Genomic DNA, 19712 nt, shown 5'->3' with positions numbered 1-19712 from the left:
GGTCAGGTTACTTTGCACCACCCCAATGCACCATAGTTGATGGGAGGGCCATGTCGGATTCGCCTAATTTTTTGACCTATGCCCAGACGGCGTTTGATCCGTTTGAGGAACGGCCGTTCTGCGCGGTGGATAGCCTGGTCTTTGCGTGGTTGTCCTATTTGCGTTTGCCGGGTGATATGGCGGAGCTGACGAACTGGCAGGGCCTAGACGTACGCGAGCTGCTGCGCGCCGAGTGCTACCAAGACATGATTGGCGACCTGTGGGATCCGGAGGGGAGTCGTGCCCTGTTGGAGGCTGTGGCAGCAAGCCCTCGCTACCGTGGCGTTCGTGTTTGCGGCTATCGTAGCGTGAGTGATGCCGAGACAACGGAGCAGTTTGCGGCCATGACGTTCCGATTTCCGGCGGGGTTTAGCTATCTTGCCTTCCGGGGGACCGACAGCACGATTGTGGGCTGGAAAGAGGACTTTAACATGGCGTTCCGGTGTCCTGTGCCGGCCCAGGAATCCGCGGCGCGTTATGTAGACGAGGCGGCGGATGCGATTGACGGGCCGCTTTTGTGCGGAGGTCATTCCAAGGGTGGAAACCTTGCGGTGTACGGTGCGGCGATGTGCCCCGATGTCGCCCGTGAGCGAATCGAACGGGCGTATTCCCATGATGGTCCGGGCTTCGTCGAGGAGTTTCTGAGCGGCAACGCCTTCGCCGATCTATCCGGTCGAATCGACAAGACGCTACCTCGGTCGTCGATCTTTGGCATGATGTTCGAGACACAGGAGGACTATGCCATCGTTGAGAGCACCGAGTTCAGCCTGCTTCAGCATAATCCCTTTAGCTGGGTGGTTGATGGTCGCGACTTCGTGTACTGTGAGCGCCTGTCCGCCGGTGCTCGATACGTTGATGGCTCCATTCGCGAGATGCTGCTTGCGGTGTCGCCTAACGAGCGCGAGCGTTTTGTAGATGCGTTGTTCTCCGTGCTTGAGGCTACGGGTGCTGAGCGGTTTGCGGATATCGCTGGGAATCTGCGCGAGAGCCTGCCCGTGATGCTCCAGGCTGCGCAAGGCTTTGACAAGGATACGCGACGCTTTGTCTCGCAGACTATCGTTGCGATTCTTAAGTGTGCGCTTCTGCCCAAACGTCCCCAGATCGACATGCCCGCTGCCGGCAAGAGCTTGGCAGAACAGCTCGAGGCTTGGCAGTCCGAGCTCCTGCGCTAACCATTGGTGCAAAGCAACCTGTCCCCGATGCACCAATCTTCGATGCGCCTGGGGCGGGATCGACCGCTATACTGGTTCGTGCCGAAATCGATCTAGAACGGAATGCCGTATATGAAAATCAATCACGCGATTCTGCATATCCTGGACTTTGACTCTGCCGTCAACGTTATGAGCCAGCGCGAGCTCGATATCGAGAGCCGCACCGTGCGTAATTTCGTAACCACGCACCTGCGGCGCGCTCGTACCTCGGCTGATAACAAGCGTGCCACGTTTGCCGAGAACTCCGCATTCGGCGGCGAGCTCATGGGCTATTTCTTTGGTGAGCGTGAGTTCGTGGATCTGTCTCAGCAGATTGCGGAGTTCATCTCTTCCGAACTTACCAAGGCCGAGAAAGCCGAGTCCACTGACGTGCTTGTGGCGGACTTTGATGACGATGAGGATGCCCGCTGGTTTGCCGTGATGCTGCTGGGCTCCAAGCAGGCTTTTATGCACGAGGTGGGTCGCGAAGAGGGCGAGGTGCGCAACGACATTGCGCGCCACTACGCCATTCTGCCGAATCCCTCGCAAAAGGTGCCGAGCTATGCAATCGTGCGTGCAAGCACCATGGAGATCGGCTATGTGGATAAGAAGCGCAAGATTGCCGGCGAGGATCGCATGCTCATTCCCGATGGCCTGCTGCAGTGCGACACGGGGGTATCGGGCAAGGAGGTCATCGACACCGTGACGCGTGTGGTCGAGGAAGTCGCCGAGGAGCACGGTGCCAACACGGCTGTAGCACTCGCCAAGGTTAAGGCTGCTGTTGCCGAGAAAGTTGAGGATGACGAGGAACTGCCCCCTTGGGATATCGTCGATGAGGTCTTTGAGGACGAGCCGGTTATCAAGGAGAGCGTGCGCGCGGCACTGACTGAGGAGAAGGTGCCTGAGCGTGTGCCCGTGGAGCGCAAGCAGGTCGAACGCGCGGCGGTGCGCAACCACAAGATCCGTACCGACACGGGCATCGAGATCAGCTTCCCGGCCGAGATGGGTTCGAACTCTGAGTACATCGAGTTTGTCAACGAGCCCAACGGCCTCATCTCCATCGAGCTCAAGAACATCGGAAGTATTGAGAATCGATAAACTGCTCTTGGACGTTGCAAAAAACAAAGGCCGAAGCCTTTTGGGACTTCGGCCTTTTTTGTTTTCGGCTTGGTTGCTGACATTGCGCCGCAGGTTGAGCTCACGTCAGCGAAAACGCCCCTAAGCGAGCAAGGTGACGTGAAAGAGGAGGGAAGCGTACTTCGGTACGCGACCGACGATTGAACGTCAGATTGCCGCTTAGGGGCGTTTGCAGCGTCGAGCCGTTACGCGGTTTGGCAAAACCGCGTAACTTCTACAGCTGGCGCAGGCCCTCTTCCAGGCCGGTCTTGCTGTCGGTCTTCTCGTCGCGCATCTTGATGGCGCGGGCGGGGACACCGGCCACGACGGCGCCGGCGGGGACGTCCTCGACGCACACGGCGCCGGCGGCAACTACAGCACCCTTGCCCACGTGCACGCCTTCCAGGACCACGGCGTTTGCGCCGATCATGACATCGTCCTCGATGATGACGGGCGTGGCGCTGGCGGGCTCCACAACGCCTGCCAGCACGGTGCCGGCGCCGATGTGGCAGTTCTTGCCCACGGTGGCGCGACCGCCCAGCACGGCGCCCATATCGATCATGGAACCCTCGCCGATAACGGAGCCGATGTTGATGATGGCGCCCATCATGATGACGGCACGGTCGCCAATCTCGACGCGGTCGCGGATGATCGCGCCCGGCTCGATGCGGGCGTTGATGCCCTTAAGGTCGAGCATGGGCACGGCGGAGTTGCGGCAATCGTTTTCAACGTCGTAGTAATCGATGGAATCGGCATTGGCGTCCAGGATGGTCTTGAGCTCGTCCCAGTCGCCAAAGACGGTCTTGCCGCGACGGCCGCCGTAGACATGTGCGTCGCCCCAGGCAACCTTCATGCCCGGCTTCTCGCGCACGTACAGCTTGACGGGCGTCTTTTTGGGCGCGGTGGCGATGTAGTTGATAATCTCCTGTGCATCCATCTCGGCTGCGTTGCTCATTTGCTATCTCTCCTTTGGGTGGATTCGGTTGATACCTGGTTAGGCAAACATGACCTTGTCGAACGTATAGAAGCCGGGTTCGCGGGTGACGAGCTTCTGCGCGGCTGCCAAGGCGCCGTTGACAAAGATCTGACGGCTCGTGGCGCGGTGGGTGAGCGTGACCTCCTCGTCCTGGCCAAAGAAGCTCACCTCGTGCACGCCGGCGACGGTGCCGCCGCGCAGCGAGTGCATACCGATTTCCTTGGGATCGCGTGCTCCGCACATGCCCTCGCGGCCATAGACGGGGTGGTAGCCTGCCTCGGGCTCGGCTTCGACGACGGCGTCGAGCAGCAGCTTGGCAGTGCCGCTGGGGGCGTCGACCTTTTGGTTGTGGTGCGTCTCGACGATTTCGCAGTCAAAGCCGGGCAGCTCGCGTGTAGCCTGCGCTACCAGATGGCGCAGGGCTGCGATACCGATGGAGTAATTGCCCGAGTGCATAACGCGGGTGTTCTGGCCCAGCTCACGCAGGCGGTCCATCTGCTCGGGGGTGTAGCCTGTGGTGCCTGAGACCAACGCCGCGCCCGTGCGCTCGACATAGGCGACGACGGCGTCGAAGGTCGCGACGTTCGAGAAGTCGATGATGACGTCGGCAGCCGGTGCGTTCTCGAGCTCGCTCAAATCGAAGCCAATCTGGGCCACGATATCAAAAACGGGCTGCCCGGCGGCGTCGACAATGCCTTCGGCGGTAGTGCGGATGAGCGAGCCCATGCGGCCCGTTCCCATAATGACGGTCTTAATCAAGTAGACCAGCTCCCTTCAGAGCATCGGTAAGTGCGGCTCGCGTGTCGTCTGCCATGGGGCACAGCGGCATACGGTGGTTTGCCTCGATCATGCCCATCTGGGCGAGCGCTTCCTTGACGGGGATGGGGTTGACCTCGCTAAAGAGGGCGTTGATGAGCGGCTGGCCGGCAATCTGGATATCGCGGGCGCGCGCTACGTCGCCGTCCAGATAAGCGCGGCACATGTCGTGTACAAGCTGCGGCTGCACGTCGGCCCACACGCTGATGGTGCCCGAAGCGCCCAGGCTCATGAGCGGCACTGTGAGTGCATCCTCGCCCGAGTACATGCGGAAATCGTCGGACAGCAGGTGGGCGATCTTGGCCGCGTAGGCGACGTTGCCCGAGGCCTCCTTGATGCCCATGATGTTGGGGTGCGCGGCTAGGCGCTCTACGTTGCGCTCGCTGATACCGCAGCCGCAGCGGCCGGGGATGTTGTACAGGATGCAGGGGATGTCAACGGCATCGGCGACGGTCTTAAAGTGCTGATAGATACCCTCTTCGTTGGACTTGTTGTAGTAGGGGGTAATGAGCAGCAGGCCGTCGGCTCCCAAGCCCTGGTAAGTAAGCGACTTGGTGAGCATGGTCTGCGTGGAGTTGGAGCCTGAGCCGGCGATGACGGGGACGCGTCCTGCAACATGCTTGACCACGGCGGCGACGACGGAGTTGTCCTCGTCATCGGTCATCGTGGCGCTCTCGCCGGTGGTGCCCAGGGTGAGAATGGCGTCGGTGCCATTTTGCAAGTGGAAATCGATAAGGCGCTCGAGCGCGTCAAAGTCGACACTGCCGTCCTTTTTAAACGGCGTAACCAGGGCGACGATTGAGCCCTCGAGATTGCGGATGTCCATGTTCTTCTCCTTCGCCTCCGCGATCTGGATGCGTTTGTTCCATTGAGCTGCGACTGCCAGGCGCTCGTCTTGGGCGCGACGGCGGGCGCTTTCGGCGCGCGACTTGGCCAGCAGCTCTCGGCCGCACGGCAGCACGTCGAGCGTGGAAAAGTAATCGCCCGGGCGCTCGGCGCGGCGGATGAGGTCGGCCGCGCCATCGGGGCGCAGCAGGACCTCGGCGGAGCGCAGACGTCCGTTGTAGTTGTAGCCCATGGAGTAGCCATGCGCACCGGTATCGTGGATTACAAGCAGGTCACCCATGTCGATATGCGGCAGCTCGCGGTCGATGGCGAACTTGTCGTTGTTTTCGCACAGGTTGCCCGTGATATCGTACGTGTTCGTGACGGGAGCTGCGGACTTGTCGGGGCCACCCGGCTGGCCCATCACTGTAACGTGGTGGTAAGCGCCATACATGGCAGGACGAATGAGGTCGACGGCACTTGCGTCCACGCCGATATAGTCTTTGTAGATCCGCTTTTCGTGAATGGCCTTGGTGACCAGGCACCCGTAGGGGCCCATCATAAAGCGGCCCATCTCGGTGCAGATCGCCACATCGCCCATGCCGGCGGGAACCAGGATCTCGTCGTAGGCCGCGTGTACACCCTCGCCGATGGCGTGGATGTCATTGGCCTGCTGCTCGGGCAGGTAGGGGATACCCACACCGCCGGACAGATTGATAAAGGCGACATGTGCACCGGTCTCGCGCTCCAGGCGCACGGCAAGTTCAAAGAGGATTCGCGCGAGCTTGGGGTAGTAATCGTTGGTGACGGTGTTGCTGGCAAGGAAGGCATGGATGCCAAAGTCCTCGGCGCCCTTGGCCTTGAGCATGCGGAAGGCATCAAAGAGCTGCTCGGTGGTCATGCCGTACTTGGAATCGCCCGGGTTGTCCATAATGCCGTTGGAAAGCTGGAACAGGCCGCCCGGGTTAAAACGGCAGCTCACCGTCTTGGGGATGGGTCCCGCGACGCGCTCGTAAAACTCAATGTGGCTGATATCGTCGAAGTTGACGATGGCGCCCAGCTTGTCGGCAAGCTCAAAGTCTGCCGCCGGCGTGTCGTTGGACGAGAACATGATGTCATGGCCGGTGATGCCCAGCGAGCGGGCGATCATGAGCTCGGTATAGCTCGAGCAATCGCAGCCGCAGCCGTATTCGTTGAGAATTGAGATAAGGGCCGGGTTGGGGTTGGCCTTGACGGCAAAGTACTCCTTAAACCCCGGGTTCCACGCAAAGGCGTCGCGCACTTCTTGCATGTTGCGGCGGATACCCGCCTCGTCGTATAGATGAAACGGCGTGGGGAACTGCTCGACGATATGCTCGAGTGTCTCCTTGTCCACAAACGGCTGCTTGGCCGCATATGCCTCGTTGGGGGTCAATGCCATGTCCCGTAAACCTCGCTATCCAGACGGCGCCATCTGCGCATCGAATCCGCATAGCGTGGACCCAATGTCCGGATAGCGCTCCCGCATTGCTGCAGACAGTCCTGCGAGTGTTTCCCGCAGGCCCACCAGGCTGTTCGTGCCCGAAAAACCCAGTTCGGCGGGTTTCGCCTCCCCGCGGGGTCAAAGTCTGCCGACTCGCCCGCGGCTCTTCGTGCCCGCGCCTCTATCAAGTGGTAAAGACCCTATCACGTTGCACTTTACCAAACAAGAGTATTCGTATATAACGTTTAAAAAATGCAGCAATATGCTGGAAACATGTGTGCCACAATCCTGTATCACAATAAGTTGCAACAGATGTGCCTCACGAAGGGATTCTCTATGACCGAGCTCCAAGAACTCCGTCGCTATCGTCGCGACCTGCATCGCATTCCGGAGCTCGACTTCGATCTTCCGCAAACTATCGCCTATATCGAGGGCGTGCTCGCTCCGCTTGCCTGCGAGGTGATCCATCCGTGCCCTAGTTGCGTGTGCGCTTTCTTCGACGCTGGCACGGGTGCCTCGCATGCCACGGCGATTCGTGCCGATATGGATGCGTTGCCTATTGCGGAGACGACGGGCGCCGCTTTTGCCTCGACGCATCCCGGCAAGATGCACGCGTGCGGCCACGACGGGCACATGGCTATGGCCCTCGCGGCGGCAACTTTTGTCGACCGTACGATTCGTGAGCAGCCGGGCGTTATTAAGCGCAACGTGCTTTTTGTGTTCCAGCCGGCCGAGGAAACAACCGGTGGCGCTAAGACGGTATGCGAGAGCGGCGTGTTCGAGCGCTACGGGGTCGACCGCATCTTTGGCTTTCACGTGTGGCCCGATCTTCCTGCCGGTACGCTGGCGAGCTGTCCCGGTCCGCTGCTGGCGCGCTCGAGCGAGACGCACATTCATATCCATGGCACGAGCATCCATATCGCCAAGACCTACGGCGTTCCAGTCGAGGAATCACATGACGCAGCGCTGGCGGCGGCAAAGTTCCTGGTTGCCGAGCGCGAGCTGATGGACGAGCTGGGTGCCGATGAGCCCTGCATCGGTAAGTTTGGCCTGCTGCAGGCCGGCACCGTCTGCAATGCGGTGGCGGGGGAGGCCCATGTTGCCGGTAGCTTGCGTGTGTTTACGGACGCCATGTTCGACCGTGCGCGCGAGGGCGTACGCCGTGCGCTCGACGAGGCGTGCACCGCAACGGGCTGTACGTACGATCTCGACTTTGCCGAGGGCTATCCGCCAGTCGATAACGACCCCGAGTTGTTTGCCCACATTGCGCCTGCCTTGCCCGAGCTGCAACTTGTGGACGAGCCGCTGTTAATTGCCGAGGACTTTGCTTTCTATCAGCGCCATCTGCCGGGCGTGTTCTTCTTGCTGGGCACGGGCGTGCCAGAAGGACAAGAAAACCCGATCGACGCTGATGACTGCCCAGCCTATGCGATGAGCGCTCTGCATACCGATACCATGCTCTTTGACGAGGAGATTCTTCTCAAAGGCCTCGATGTCTACAAACGATTGCTTTTGCTTGACTAAGGCGCAAAGGACTATTTGTTCTAGAAAACACGAACAAACGTACGATATAATAGAGATGTAAGTCTATAGAAACGTTTGACGTTACTAACGTAAGGCGATACTATGATTGCATCGTATAAAGATGAGGATACCGAACGCTTTGCCATGGGTGTGCGGGTCAGGAGGTTCGTGCCCTTTGAGCATGTTGCGTTGAGGAAGATTCGCCAACTGCAGGTTTGTGCTTCGCTTGATGATCTTCGCGTTCCACCGGGCAACCGCCTGGAAGCTTTGAAGGGCGATCGTGCCGGTCAATATAGCATCCGTGTTAACGAGCGCTATCGGGTCTGTTTTGAGTGGAGACAGGAGATGGCTTGGAATGTCGAAATCGTCGATTATCACAAGTGATGAGACTTCGGCCGATTTGCTGTCGCCGGTGACTCCTGGTGAGCTTCTCAAAGAGGAGTTTCTTGTTCCCATGGGCATTTCTCAATATCGCCTTGCGAAAGAGACTGGGATTCCGGCTCAGCGTATCGGGCAGATTGTCTTGGGAAAACGTCGCGTGACGGCCGACACCGACCTCCGTCTTTGCCGTTATTTTGGCCTGACGGATGGTTATTGGCTGCGCGCTCAGGTGGCGTTTGACCTTGAGGCCGAGAAAAGGCGGATCGAACCGGAACTCGACAAGATCGTTCCTGTTCAGCAGGCTATCGCACTGTAGTGCTCAAAGATGATGGGGGTGGCGCGGCGATGAGGCGACGCCGACAGTCTGCCGTATATAGTCCGGGTGGATGCGGGTGCGGTTTGCTGCTGCTTCCGGTTATTGCCGTGAGCATTGGCGTGATGTTTGCGCTTGCCGGGCTTGCCGCGGCGGCGCTCGTGCTGTTTATCACTGCCATCGGCGTGACGATTTGGCTCTGCCGCAATCACGAGCAACGCCGTGTCGACGGTAAAACCAATGTCGGCTGGGTCGTCTTTCTGATCATTGCGTACCTGCTGAGTGCCAGCTACCTTGTTTTCTTTGTCCTGTTGATGATCAGTGCCTTTACCGGGGAATCCGTCACGGTGGGTTGATGCACTGCCAGCAGACGGTCGCGCGCAGTGCGTTTGCTCGGCGTTTGGATAACTGCATTGGTCGTTTACCGCAGCCTTAGCTCTCAGCTAATGAATTCAAGTTCAATTCTTCCTACGATGTGCTGTGTACCGGCACGGTAGCCGGATCGTAGGAAGGATGAATAATGGCAAAAGAGGGAAAGAAGCCAATCGGCAAGATTGTCCTAGGCATCATCGTGGTGCTGGTTATTGTCGGTGCCGTGGGCTCTATGGGCGGCAACTCAACCGATTCGTCTGCGAGCGATTCGGCAAAACCTGCCGAGACGACACGGCAGGCTGAGGAGCAAAAAGAACCGCAAGAACCGTATACCATTGCTGACGAGGCTGAAGACACTTCCAATCAGTTTACCTATAAGATCACGGGCACCCTGACCAATAACACGGACAAGGAAAAGAGCTACATTCAGATTGAATATGTTCTGTATGATGCCGATGGCAACCAGGTTGGAACGGCTCTTGCAAACACCAATCATCTGAAGGCGGGCGGCTCCTGGAAGTTCGAGGCGCTGGGTACGGTGTCTCCCGACCAGGTTGCTAGCTGGGAGCGTTCGGACGTAAGCGGTTTCTAGCATGTTGCATGCACTGGGGGAGGTGAAGTCGTATGTCCGATAAAAAGCTGACCGAGGAGTTGCTCAATGAGCTTCTCGATGCGCCGAACATCGATGGCTATATCAGGGAGCACGACTTTGCCGCCCCGTCGCTTTCGGACTACCTGAAGCAGCTACTGCAGGAAAAGGGCTTGGAGCGCTCGCGCGTGGTCCGTATGGCTGATCTCAATGAGACCTTTGGCTATCAGATCTTTACCGGTGCGCGTCATCCGAGTCGCAATAAGGTGCTGCAGATTGCCTTTGCGATGGCGCTGACGCTCAAAGAGACCAACCGTGCGCTGACGGCTGCCGGGGTAAGCGTCCTTAACTGCAAGGACCGCCGCGATGCGATTATCATCTTTTGCATCGATCGCGGGTGCAGTCTCCAAAAGGTCAACGAGGAACTGTATCGCTTTGGCGAGGAGACGGTGAGTTAGCGGCTGATATCTGAGCCGGTAGAGCTGTCGAACAACGATGCAAACGAACGGGGCGCGGATGCCATGGGGTGTCTGCGCCCTGCGCTATGATGGAGGCTATGGATACTCAGAGCCCAACATATTCCGATGACGAGCTGACCGCAGCGCTTGCCGAGCACCTGGCGTCGCTCGATCGCGACGACAGCTATCGCGTGGAGCGTGTACTTAAGCGCTCGTCCGTTGAAGCAACCGAGCTCGTGTACTTTGAAGGAACCGGCGGTGGTTCGCTCGGCCCCTTTGTCCGTAAACGCATCGATGCTTCGGCTCAAATCGGCGGGGCATACGAGCGTCTGTTTGCCGCTCAGCGGGCAGGCAGGCGTTTTGAGCACCTGCCCAGAATCGTCGATTGTCGTCGTGTGGGCGACGAGCTCAACGTGGTTATGGAATACATCGAAGGGGAGACGCTCGGGGCGCTGGTGGACCGTCTGGGAGCCACCCCCGATTATGCGCGTGAATTGTATCCTGCCCTTTGCGACGCCGTGGGTGAGCTCCATGCCGGTTTTGCAATGGCGGGGGAGACGTCGGCGCCGGAGATCCATCGCGACCTCAAGCCGTCGAATATCATCGTGACAGGTGCCAACTATACGCCTAATGACGGCCTGACATTTTCATCGCTGGTGATTATCGACTTGGGGATCGCGCGCGTATGGCGCGATGGCGCCGATGCCGACACCGTCAAGTTTGGGACACGGCCCTATGCGCCGCCCGAGCAGTATGGGTTTGGGCAGACGAGCGTGCGAAGCGACGTCTACGCACTTGGCGCCCTGTTGTTCTTCTGCTTGACGGGAGTCGACCCCAAGCCAGGGCTCGACATGCGCGAGCAATGCGAGGCGCGCGGCATTCCCACTTCACTTGCCGATGCCGTCTGCATGTCGATGGCGCTCGACCCGGCCAAGCGTTTTGCGAGCGCGGAAGCGTTGGGACGGGCGACGCGCGCGGCATACGATCTGAGTCGCCCCGTGCGGCCTTCTGCGCCTGCGCCTGTCCGTACTTCGGCCTCGGAGACGGTGTTGACGCCCCAAGGGCTCCAGAACCCCGCAGGGCCTCCTGGCCCTGCCGCCTCCGCTGCATGCGGTCTGCTCTCTCGCGTTCCGGAGTCTCTGGGGCGCATTTGGAATACGCTCGTCTGCTTCTCGCTGCTTGTGTTCTTTGCCGGAAGTCACTTTGCCGTCTTTCATCCCACCGGAGCAAACCAAAGCTACCCGACGTGGCTTCTCATAATCGAGTATTTTTTCTTTGTCGATGGCCTTATGGTGCTTATGCATTTTGCGCTGCTCGATAAGCGCCGTCTTCGTCGGCGATTCGCGCTGCTCGACAGCTATCGCGGCAAGAAACTCGCGAAACTCTGGCTCAAGGCATTGGGTGTGCTGCTCCTATGCATGATCGTCATAGTCGCGGTTGCCAATGCGACCGGCGTCGTCGATACCTCCGCTACCTAAAAGAAAGGGGCCCCGTTGGGGCCCCTTGCAGTTGCACTTAGATGCGGTTCATTTGAGCGGCGACTTTGTTGTACCAGTCCTGCCACGTGGGCGGGCAGTACTTTTTGGCCGCAGCCGGGGTAAGGGTGGAGCCGTAGTTGGCGCCCAGATAGGCAACGTGGGCGGAGATGCCCTCGCTCCAGCTGCCAAAGCTGCGCCAACCGCCGCCGCGGGCACTCCAGCCCCAGGCGTTGTAAGAATTGGCGCAATAAGCACCCTTGGTGCTCTCGATGCAGGCGATGGCGGGGGACCAACGGGGGTCGACACCGGTATTCCAAGCGGCGACGGCAAAGTTATAGCCCTGGCCTGCCATGGGGGAGCCGGCGAGATAATTGTCGATGCGGCCTGTCCACTCATTAATGAACGAATCGTAATCGGAGCTACCAGTATTGGAGCTGTTCACCGTGGTGTCGATGGTGGTGTTGGTGTTGGTGGCCTGGCTGCTGGAATTGCTGCCGCTTACGCCCTCGCCCGAGAGCTTCTCGGCGGCAGCGGCCTTATCGGCCTCAAGCTTGGCAAGCTCGGCGGCATTTTCCTGCTCGGCTTTTGCCTGTGCCTCGCTGCGGAGCTGCTGGGCCTGTGCCAGCGCATCCTCGGCGTTTTTCTGCTCTGCCTCAAGCTGAGACTTGGCCTGCTGGAGCTCAGCCTTGTTCTGCTCGAGTTCGGTTTGCATGTTATTGAGCTGTTCGATCTCGTCGACGCTCGAGCTCGTGATCTGGTTGGTGTATTTGCAGGTCGTGATGAACTCACCCAGGCTCTGTGCGTTGACCAGGAAGCTCACGATGGGATTGGTGCCCTTCTGATACTTGTACAGATCGCGCATGGCGGAGCTTGCCTTGGCCTGCTGCTCGGGAAGCTTGGCCTCGATTTCCTCGATGCTTGCCTCATTAGAGTCAATCTGCTTTTGCAGGTCATCGAGTTTGGTGCGGGCGTCGTTGTAGGCGCTCGTGGCGGCTTCGATCTTCTGCTGGGCTGCGGAAAGCTGGTCCTGCGTTGCCTGCGAGGCGGCATACGCCGCAACGGGGGAGAGCATCGGCGTGGCCGTCAGCGCAACGGCGAGCGCGGCGCTCGTGATGATACGAGCCGGCTTCGACGCAATGAGCGCTGCGGTGCGATGATTCGAATGCTGCATCCAGTCCCTCTGCAATCAATCGTAGGTTATGGTTCGAACGGTATTCTACTACTGCTTTCGACCTCAACTTGAACCTTAAAGGTCCCAAAGGGTCAAGTTGAACTTGAGGCTTTGGCTTTGACCTGCAGTTATGATGAATTGTTGAGAAACCATAGAGTTCAACTTTAACGTTACAGAGCCCTGTTTGAGAGGAGTTTTGGGCTGTAAAAGCCATCTCAACGTGGGGTTTTATAACTACAGCGTGCCCTTCTGGCGAGCCTGCTCAATCTCTTCGAGGGCCTCGGCGGGGGTGAACGAACAGGTGCCGTCGCCGAGTTTGATTACCTGGATATCGTCGCCGGCGTAGACCTCTCCGCCCTTTAGTACCACGCCGAAAACGCCCTCGTGGGGAAAGATGCAGTCGCCGGCGAGATAGTAGATGGCGCAGCGTGTGTGGCAGGCCTTGCCGATTTGGCTGATTTCGACAAGCACCTCGCTGCCAAGCTTGAGCTGCGTGCCCAAGGGGAGCGAGAGCAGGTTGATGCCCCGGGTTGTGAAGTTCTCCCCAAAGTCACCCTCGTGTACGTCGAGCCCGCGTGCCTGCGCCGTCTGGATGGACTCCGCGGCTAAAAAAGAGACCTGGCGGTGCCAATGCCCGGCGTGCGCATCGGTGGCGAGGCCAAATTGCTCTATAACGGTGTCGTGTCCATCGGCGACGGGCGACTTGCGCGTGCCCTTGTGCGCCGACGTGTTGATTGAGACGATGCGGGCAGGCCCGTTGTAAGCATCGTTTGCGGTGCGTAGGGGAACTGCCGTCTGGGCACGATCCGCAAGTTCGCGCTTGGCGGCGTCAATGATGGGGTTGTTGATCGGATGAGCCTGGGGCACGGTGCACCTTTCGACGGGGCGGGCAACATGTTGAATCCTACAACAATGGTAGGTTCATTGCCCATTGTCATACAACGGTGAGCGCCGTCTTCGTGCTGGCCTTCGTGCTGGACAATTACGTTGATTGCCATAGATACGGTGGAGCTTTGGGCGCCGGCGGCTTGGCACGCTAGAATAAATCAGTTGCGCAAAGACCGCCCGTTGTGTGGGCAGTTCATGATAGGAAGTTTCCATGGCATTGCAATTTACAGAGCGCGAGTTCATTCCCGTGCTGCTTGGTGGCGACATCAACGCCTATTCGGTGGCGCGTGCCTTCTACGAGGAGTACCAGGTCAAGAGTCTGGTCTTTGGCAAGTATCAGACGGGTCCCGCGTACCGCAGCCAGATTATCGACTACACGCCCAACGTGGATATCGACACCATGCCCGTGATGCTCAAAACCGTCAACGGCATTGCCCAAGCGCATGCCGATAAGACGATTGTCCTTGTGGGCTGTGGCGATAACTATGTTGCCCTCGTGGCTCAGGCCAAGGATGCCCATGAGCTGGCGGATAACATCGTCGCTCCCTACGCGCCCTACAGCATGCTCGAGCAGTGCCAGAAGAAGGAGATCTTCTACGAGCTGTGCGAGAAGCATGGCGTGCCCTATCCGCACACGTTTACCTTTACCAAGGCGATGCTCAATGCCCAGGGTGAGGCGCCTGCCGAAGTGCTCGACCAGATCGATTTTCCCTACCCGATGATTCTGAAGCCTTCTGATGGCATCATGTGGTGGCAGCATGAGTTCGAGGGCCAGAAGAAGGCCTATGAGATTGCCGACCGCGCCGAGCTGGAACAGGTCATTCGCGATTCGTATGCCAGCGGCTACACCGACGACCTGATCTTGCAGGATCGCGTGCCCGGCAACGACGAGTACATGCGCGTGCTCACCAGCTATTCCGACCGCAACGGTAAGGTCCGCATGATGTGCCTGGGCCATGTGCTGCTCGAGGAGCATCAGCCCCACGGTGTCGGCAACCATGCCTGTATCATTACCGAGCCCAACGACGAGCTCATGGGCGGCGTGCGCAAGTTGCTCGAGGACCTTCACTTTGTGGGCTATTCCAACTTTGACGTAAAGTACGACGAGCGCGACGGCTCGATTAAGTTCTTCGATTTCAACACGCGCCAGGGCCGCAGCAACTACTACGTTACCAACAGCGGCTTTAACGTTGCCAAGTATGTGGTGGACGAGTATGTGTTCAACCGTCCGTTTGAGCCGGAGTTTGTGACGGCTCAGGACGAGGCCCTGTGGATGGTCGTCCCCATGGGCGTCGTCGACAAGTACGTCAAGGATCCCGAGCTGCGCGCTAAGGTGCATCGCCTGGACAAGGAAGGCAAGGGCGCCGACCCTTCGTTTATGAAGGGCGACTTTGTCTTTAACCGCTGGCTGCGCATGTGGCACACCAAGCTGCGCCACTTTAAGCTGTTCAAGACGTATTACAAGTAGATGAGCGCGGCGCCCGTCCGGTTTGCATCGGGCGGGCGCGGGTATGATACGCGCAATTGCGCAAGCGTCACCAAGGAGGCGGCGATGGAAAAGCTGGGAGTTATCGGCGGCATGGGCGCCGAGGCCACGTCGTATTACTACGACCAGGTGGTGCGTCATACGGCTGCTGCCTGCGATCAGGAACATATCGACATGGTGGTACTCTCCAAGTCGACCATGCCCGACCGCACGCTGGCCATTAAGACCGGCGAGCATGCCAAACTGCTGGCGACCATGAAAGAGTGCGCCCAGGCACTCGAGTCGCTGGGCTGTGCACACATTGCCATTCCCTGCAACACGTCACACTACTTCTATGACCAGATCCAGTCGTTTACGAAGGTGCCGATTATCCACATGCCGCGTGAGTCGGTGCGCTATGCTCTGGCCGGCGCGGTGATGGGGGAGTGCGAGTTCGACCCCAACCTGAGTATGCCGGCCGAGCCGGTGCGCAAGATCGGCATCATGGGCACCGATGGCACCGTGGGCGCGGGCGTCTACGGCCGCGAATGTAAGGCTGCGGGTGTTGAGGTCGTCTATCCCAGCGAGAAACGTCAGAACGATGTGATGTCGCTTATCTACGATGATGTGAAGGCCGGACGTGAGCCCGATATGGATAAGTTCGACCGCGTGATGTGGGAGTTCGCCCGTAGCGGCTGCGACCGCGTCATTCTGGCCTGCACCGAGCTATCGGTGCTGCAGAAGTACCGAGAGATGCCCGAGATCACCCTCGACGCCATGGACGTCCTGGTGCGTGAATCCATCATCCGTAGCGGCGCTCCCTACCGCCTCTAGCTTCCGACCCGCCAAAAAGGGACAGGTTTATTTTGGTAGGTTTTATCTGGTGAAACAGTAAAGGCCCCGGCTCGTTTGGTGCGAGCCGAGGCCTTTTGCGTTGGGCGGTTGCTGTCGGTGGTGAACTAGAACAGGAAGCCGATGGCGATGAGGGCGATGCTGACGATGAGCACGGCGATGTCCAGGCCCTTGATGGGGTAGCGCTTGTACGAGCTGGTGCGCGTACGCAGATAGAAGCCGCGCTGTTCTGCCGCCAAGGCTGTGGCATCGGTCTTGCCCACGCTCGAGATGAGCAGTGGCACACACAGTGGCAGCATGAGCTTAAGCTTCTTGATGGGGTTCTTGGTGTCGTACTCGACGCCGCGTGCGGTCTGCGCCTCCATGATGGCGTTCATCTCCTGACCAAACACCGGCACAAAGCGCAGCGCCGTGGTAAAGGTGAAGGCATAGCGATACGGCACGTGCAGCACCTCGACGCAGGCGTTGGCAAGGTCGTTGAGCTTGGTCACCATGAGCATGAGGATGAGCGGTAACGCCACACCCAGCAGGCGCAGGCAGGCCTTCGATCCTGTGATGAGGCCCGTGTCGGTGATAAAGCCCCACACCACGTTGCCATCGCGCATAAAGGCCAGCTGGAGCACCAGCATGATAAGCGCGAGCGGAATCAGCAACTTGAGCAGCGAGAACAGACGGTCGACGACGCCGGCATAGGCACCCAGCGCAAGGGTGAGTGCCAAAAAGCCCAGCAGCGCCTCGTAGGCGTCGGACAAGAAGATGCCGACGATGATGGCGGCGGCGAGGCCCAGTTTGACGACGGGGTTCAGGCGATGCAGCAGCGTGTCACCCGGCATGTAGTCGATGACGTTAACCACGGTGGACCATCTCCTTGGTAATTCGAACGACATCGGTGACCTCGCTCACCTGCGCAAAAGCGGGCGAGACGGAAGATGCCAGACGGCGCGAGAGTTCGATGACCTGGGGCGGCTCAACGTAGGCACGCTGCATGAGATCGATGTTCGAGAATAGCTCGTGCGTGCGGCCGCGGTCGAGGATGCGGCCGTCGGCCATTACCACGATGCGCTCGGCAAAGTCGGAGACAACTTCCATGTCGTGGCAGACCATGATAACGGCGCAGCCGCGCTCGGCCATGGTGCGCACGGTTTCCATGACGGTCATGCACTCGCGGTAGTCAAGGCCGCTCGTGGGCTCGTCGAGCACGACGATCTTGGGCTCAACCACTACGACGGAGGCAAGCGCCACCATTTGTCGCTGGCCGCGCGAAAGCGAGAAGGGCGCCTCGTCGGCCGGCAAGCCAAAGCGATCGATGACCAGCTGGGCGCGACGCAGGGCCTCGGCGCGGTCCATGCCGCCCAGTTCCAAGCCAAAGGCGACCTCGTCGAGCACGGTGTCCTTGCAGATCTGGCGGTCGGGGTTTTGGAAGAGGGTCGCGACCTCGCGGGCGATACGGCTCGTGGGGACCGCGGCAGTGTCCAGGCCCGTAACGCGTACGCTGCCCGAGGAAGGCTTAAGCAGGCCCATGAGCAGCTTGGTGAGCGTAGTCTTGCCGGCGCCGTTTTGGCCGACGATGCCCACGAGCTCGCCAGGATAGAGCGTCAGGCTAAGGTCGTGTACGGCGGCGCCACCATTGGGATAGGCAAACTCAACATGGTCGAAGGTGAGTACGGGTTCGGCGTCCTTGGCATGAGGACGCAACGACGGTGCATGCGGGGAACCGGCGGGCGCCTGGGCTTCGATAGCCGCGTGTGCGGGGTCGACGATGCCCGAAATCAGGCGCTCGGCCTCATCGACATCCAAGCAGGGGGTACCGCTTACCAGGCCATCGGCCTCGAGGCTATTGAAGATACGCGTGACGCGAGGGCAGTCGACGCCGATGGCACGGAGCTCGTCGGTATGCGCGAAGACCTCGTGTGGCTCGCCCTGCAGCGCGATTTCGCCATGGTTGAGCACGAGCACGCGGTTGCAGTACTCCGAGAGCAGGGCGACCTTTTGCTCAACGACGACGATGGTGATTCCAAGTGTGCGGTTTGCCTCACGCAGCGTCTCGAAGACCAGCGTGGAGCTGGCGGGGTCGAGTGCCGCGGTGGGCTCGTCGAGAACCAAGACACGCGGACGCATGGCGAGGATGGCGGCGATGGCCACCTTTTGCTTCTGTCCGCCCGAGAGGGTGGCGATCTCGCGGTCGCGCAGGTCGCTGATGCCGACGGTCTCGAGCGTTTCGCTCACGCGCTGCTCGATCTGGTCGTGGGGAACGCCAAAGTTCTCGAGGCCAAAGAGCATCTCGTCCTCGACGACCGAGGCGACCATCTGCGTGTCGATATCCTGCAGCACGCTGCCGACGATCTGTGACACGTCGGTCAGCGAGACCTCGCAGGTGTCATGGCCGTCAACCATGACGGACCCAAAGAACGCGCCGGTGTAGTGGTGGGGCACGGCACCCGACAGGCAGGCGGCAAGCGTGGACTTGCCGGCGCCTGAGGGCCCGATGATGCCGATGAAATCTCCCTTGTTCACGCTGAGCGAGATGTGGCTGAGCGCCTGCTCGGTCTGCGTGCCATAGGAGAACGAGACATCGTCGACGTTGATGATCGTTTCCATGGATACCTTTCATAGTCATTGGGGACGTTCTTACATGACTAGTCGTTTAAGAACGTCCCCAAGAGCTAGTTGTTTGGGACAGTCTTTGGTGGTGAAGCACGGAGACGGCTTTACGAGGGACCCCAGGCTGGCGCGAAAGAGGAGTGAAGCGTACTTGGGTACGCGAGCGACGAATGAACGCCAAGATGGGGTGGCTCGTAAAGCCGAGCGGGTTAGTTGAGCCTCAGGGCCTTCTGGATGGGCAAGTAGAGGGCGCCGACCAGAATGGCGTTAAAGACGGCGGTCATGGCAACGACGGGCAGCATGGCGGCGGCGAGCTCGCCTACCACGCCGAGCATGGCCATCTTGATGACCATGAAGATGACGCCGGAGACAAAGGTGGTCAGGAAGGTTGCGACAATGGCGATGGCGGGCTTGACTTGACCGTTCTTGCCGGCGGCGTTGACGATGCCGGCCATGAGCATGGCGGCGATGCCCTCGGCGGCAAAATCAACGAACGGCGAAGTGGTGGTGATCTGGATCACGGCAGCCGAGATAAGGCCAATGACGAGCGCCTGGCCGATGTTGGGGCGAACGACCAGGATGGTGAGGCAGAAGGCCGAGATGATGAACTCGGGGCTGATCATGCCGCCCGAGATGCCCGAGATGGCCTTGCCGACGGTGAAGTTGAGGATGAAGCCGGCGGCGAGCAGGATGGCAAGCAGGACGAGGGCGCGGACATCGAGTTTGCCACGGTCGGCGGTCTGGACGGTGCGGGGCTGGGTGGCGGTGGTGTTCTGAGACATGGTGAAAATCCTTTCGGAATGGGAGTGCAAGAGAAAAGCGGAGGCGCGTGATGCGAATGCGATCGGGCTCGAGATAGAAAAAGGCCCCCGGTCGAAACCGGAGGCCTTCCAATCACCTAGAGCGCAAAAACAGGCGTGAGGGACTCACTGTCGACCGATCGTATTCGCATCACGCCACCACCAGTTGTTGAGAGACTTCATTGTGTTCTTCATGTTGGTGGCTCCTTTCGTGATGCCGTGGCGCGGTCGCACCTAGTTGCTGTTGCGCTGCACTATAGCACAGCAAAGTGTGTGCGGGGAAATCTTTTTTGAAAAGATTTCAGGCGGGTTTCCCGTCCCTTGATTCTCATTTTCATTGCAACAGCCTCAGGACTCAGCGCAACGCGTTGCGCTGAGTCCTGAGGCGCGAATCCG

Annotated in this window: 19 protein-coding genes and 1 riboswitch; of the genes, 11 read left to right on the top strand and 8 right to left on the bottom strand. The window is 59.5% G+C overall.

The window, feature by feature from the left end:
• Window positions 1-50 precede the first annotated feature (50 nt).
• Both AB5202_RS03860 and AB5202_RS03855 read left to right on the top strand, forming a co-directional pair.
• A complete protein-coding gene (locus AB5202_RS03860) occupies window positions 51-1211 on the top strand; it encodes a DUF2974 domain-containing protein (protein WP_006234342.1) in 1161 nt (386 codons plus the stop codon).
• A gap of 111 nt (window positions 1212-1322) precedes the next feature.
• A complete protein-coding gene (locus tag AB5202_RS03855) occupies window positions 1323-2327 on the top strand; it encodes a nucleoid-associated protein (protein ID WP_368143612.1) in 1005 nt (334 codons plus the stop codon).
• 253 nt (window positions 2328-2580) lie between these two features.
• Here the strand turns inward: AB5202_RS03855 and dapD are convergent, their stop codons facing one another.
• From dapD to dapA, 3 genes are read right to left on the bottom strand one after another with little or no spacing between them, the layout of a single operon-like run.
• Entirely contained in the window at window positions 2581-3300 is a 720-nt protein-coding gene (gene dapD, locus AB5202_RS03850) for a 2,3,4,5-tetrahydropyridine-2,6-dicarboxylate N-acetyltransferase (protein WP_006234339.1), read from the bottom strand.
• Between the two features lie 39 nt (window positions 3301-3339).
• Window positions 3340-4080 (bottom strand): 4-hydroxy-tetrahydrodipicolinate reductase, encoded by a 741-nt coding sequence (gene dapB / locus AB5202_RS03845; protein ID WP_172544914.1) that lies wholly within the window; start codon window positions 4078-4080, stop codon window positions 3340-3342.
• Window positions 4073-6382 carry a 4-hydroxy-tetrahydrodipicolinate synthase gene (gene dapA, locus AB5202_RS03840; RefSeq protein ID WP_368143613.1) on the bottom strand — a complete coding sequence of 770 codons (2310 nt, stop codon included), beginning with the start codon at window positions 6380-6382 and terminating at the stop codon, window positions 4073-4075. Before dapA ends, dapB begins: the two co-directional genes overlap by 8 nt.
• A 65-nt stretch (window positions 6383-6447) precedes the next feature.
• Window positions 6448-6616, bottom strand: a riboswitch (Lysine riboswitch).
• Between the two features lie 144 nt (window positions 6617-6760).
• Between dapA and AB5202_RS03835 the strand changes: the two genes are divergently transcribed.
• From AB5202_RS03835 to AB5202_RS03805, 7 genes are all read left to right on the top strand, one after another.
• Window positions 6761-7948, top strand: a complete 1188-nt coding sequence (locus AB5202_RS03835; RefSeq protein ID WP_138112137.1) for an N-acetyldiaminopimelate deacetylase — start codon at window positions 6761-6763, stop codon at window positions 7946-7948.
• Window positions 7949-8050: 102 nt separating this feature from the next.
• Window positions 8051-8332, top strand: coding sequence for a type II toxin-antitoxin system RelE/ParE family toxin (locus tag AB5202_RS03830; RefSeq protein WP_368143614.1), 282 nt, complete (start codon window positions 8051-8053; stop codon window positions 8330-8332).
• Window positions 8304-8645 carry a HigA family addiction module antitoxin gene (locus tag AB5202_RS03825; RefSeq protein ID WP_050766086.1) on the top strand — a complete coding sequence of 114 codons (342 nt, stop codon included), beginning with the start codon at window positions 8304-8306 and terminating at the stop codon, window positions 8643-8645. Before AB5202_RS03830 ends, AB5202_RS03825 begins: the two co-directional genes overlap by 29 nt.
• Window positions 8646-8728: 83 nt before the next feature.
• Window positions 8729-8998, top strand: a complete 270-nt coding sequence (locus AB5202_RS03820) for a hypothetical protein (RefSeq protein ID WP_368143615.1) — start codon at window positions 8729-8731, stop codon at window positions 8996-8998.
• 164 nt (window positions 8999-9162) lie between these two features.
• Window positions 9163-9606 carry an FxLYD domain-containing protein gene (locus AB5202_RS03815; protein ID WP_006234331.1) on the top strand — a complete coding sequence of 148 codons (444 nt, stop codon included), beginning with the start codon at window positions 9163-9165 and terminating at the stop codon, window positions 9604-9606.
• A gap of 32 nt (window positions 9607-9638) precedes the next feature.
• A complete protein-coding gene (locus tag AB5202_RS03810; RefSeq protein WP_006234330.1) occupies window positions 9639-10061 on the top strand; it encodes a hypothetical protein in 423 nt (140 codons plus the stop codon).
• A 98-nt stretch (window positions 10062-10159) separates the two neighbouring features.
• Window positions 10160-11539, top strand: a complete 1380-nt coding sequence (locus AB5202_RS03805) for a serine/threonine protein kinase (RefSeq protein WP_196022754.1) — start codon at window positions 10160-10162, stop codon at window positions 11537-11539.
• A gap of 37 nt (window positions 11540-11576) precedes the next feature.
• Here the strand turns inward: AB5202_RS03805 and AB5202_RS03800 are convergent, their stop codons facing one another.
• Together AB5202_RS03800 and AB5202_RS03795 are read right to left on the bottom strand one after the other, a co-directional pair.
• Window positions 11577-12710, bottom strand: coding sequence for a coiled-coil domain-containing protein (locus tag AB5202_RS03800; protein ID WP_196022755.1), 1134 nt, complete (start codon window positions 12708-12710; stop codon window positions 11577-11579).
• Between the two features lie 234 nt (window positions 12711-12944).
• The gene (locus AB5202_RS03795) at window positions 12945-13577 is read right to left on the bottom strand and encodes an MOSC domain-containing protein (protein ID WP_368143616.1); all 633 of its coding nucleotides are present in this window, start codon (window positions 13575-13577) and stop codon (window positions 12945-12947) included.
• A 232-nt stretch (window positions 13578-13809) separates the two neighbouring features.
• Between AB5202_RS03795 and AB5202_RS03790 the strand changes: the two genes are divergently transcribed.
• Both AB5202_RS03790 and AB5202_RS03785 read left to right on the top strand, forming a co-directional pair.
• A complete protein-coding gene (locus AB5202_RS03790; RefSeq protein WP_368143617.1) occupies window positions 13810-15066 on the top strand; it encodes a carboxylate--amine ligase in 1257 nt (418 codons plus the stop codon).
• 84 nt (window positions 15067-15150) lie between these two features.
• The gene (locus AB5202_RS03785) at window positions 15151-15897 is read left to right on the top strand and encodes an aspartate/glutamate racemase family protein (protein WP_368143618.1); all 747 of its coding nucleotides are present in this window, start codon (window positions 15151-15153) and stop codon (window positions 15895-15897) included.
• Between the two features lie 125 nt (window positions 15898-16022).
• Here AB5202_RS03785 and AB5202_RS03780 read toward each other — a convergent pair whose 3' ends face one another.
• The 3 genes from AB5202_RS03780 to AB5202_RS03770 form a co-directional block, all read right to left on the bottom strand.
• A complete protein-coding gene (locus AB5202_RS03780; RefSeq protein WP_368143619.1) occupies window positions 16023-16769 on the bottom strand; it encodes an energy-coupling factor transporter transmembrane component T family protein in 747 nt (248 codons plus the stop codon).
• On the bottom strand, window positions 16762-18513 hold the full coding sequence (locus tag AB5202_RS03775) for an ABC transporter ATP-binding protein (RefSeq protein WP_368147482.1): 1752 nt from the start codon (window positions 18511-18513) through the stop codon (window positions 16762-16764). The genes AB5202_RS03780 and AB5202_RS03775 overlap by 8 nt, the downstream gene beginning before the upstream one ends.
• A 212-nt stretch (window positions 18514-18725) precedes the next feature.
• Window positions 18726-19298 (bottom strand): hypothetical protein, encoded by a 573-nt coding sequence (locus AB5202_RS03770; protein WP_118260341.1) that lies wholly within the window; start codon window positions 19296-19298, stop codon window positions 18726-18728.
• Between the last annotated feature and the right edge of the window lie 414 nt (window positions 19299-19712).

This window comes from Collinsella aerofaciens (assembly GCF_040915545.1).
Classification (GTDB): Bacteria; Actinomycetota; Coriobacteriia; order Coriobacteriales; family Coriobacteriaceae; genus Collinsella; species Collinsella aerofaciens_BE.
Note: the sequence above shows the minus strand (reverse complement) of the source record. Positions and strands in the feature narration are given on the sequence as shown.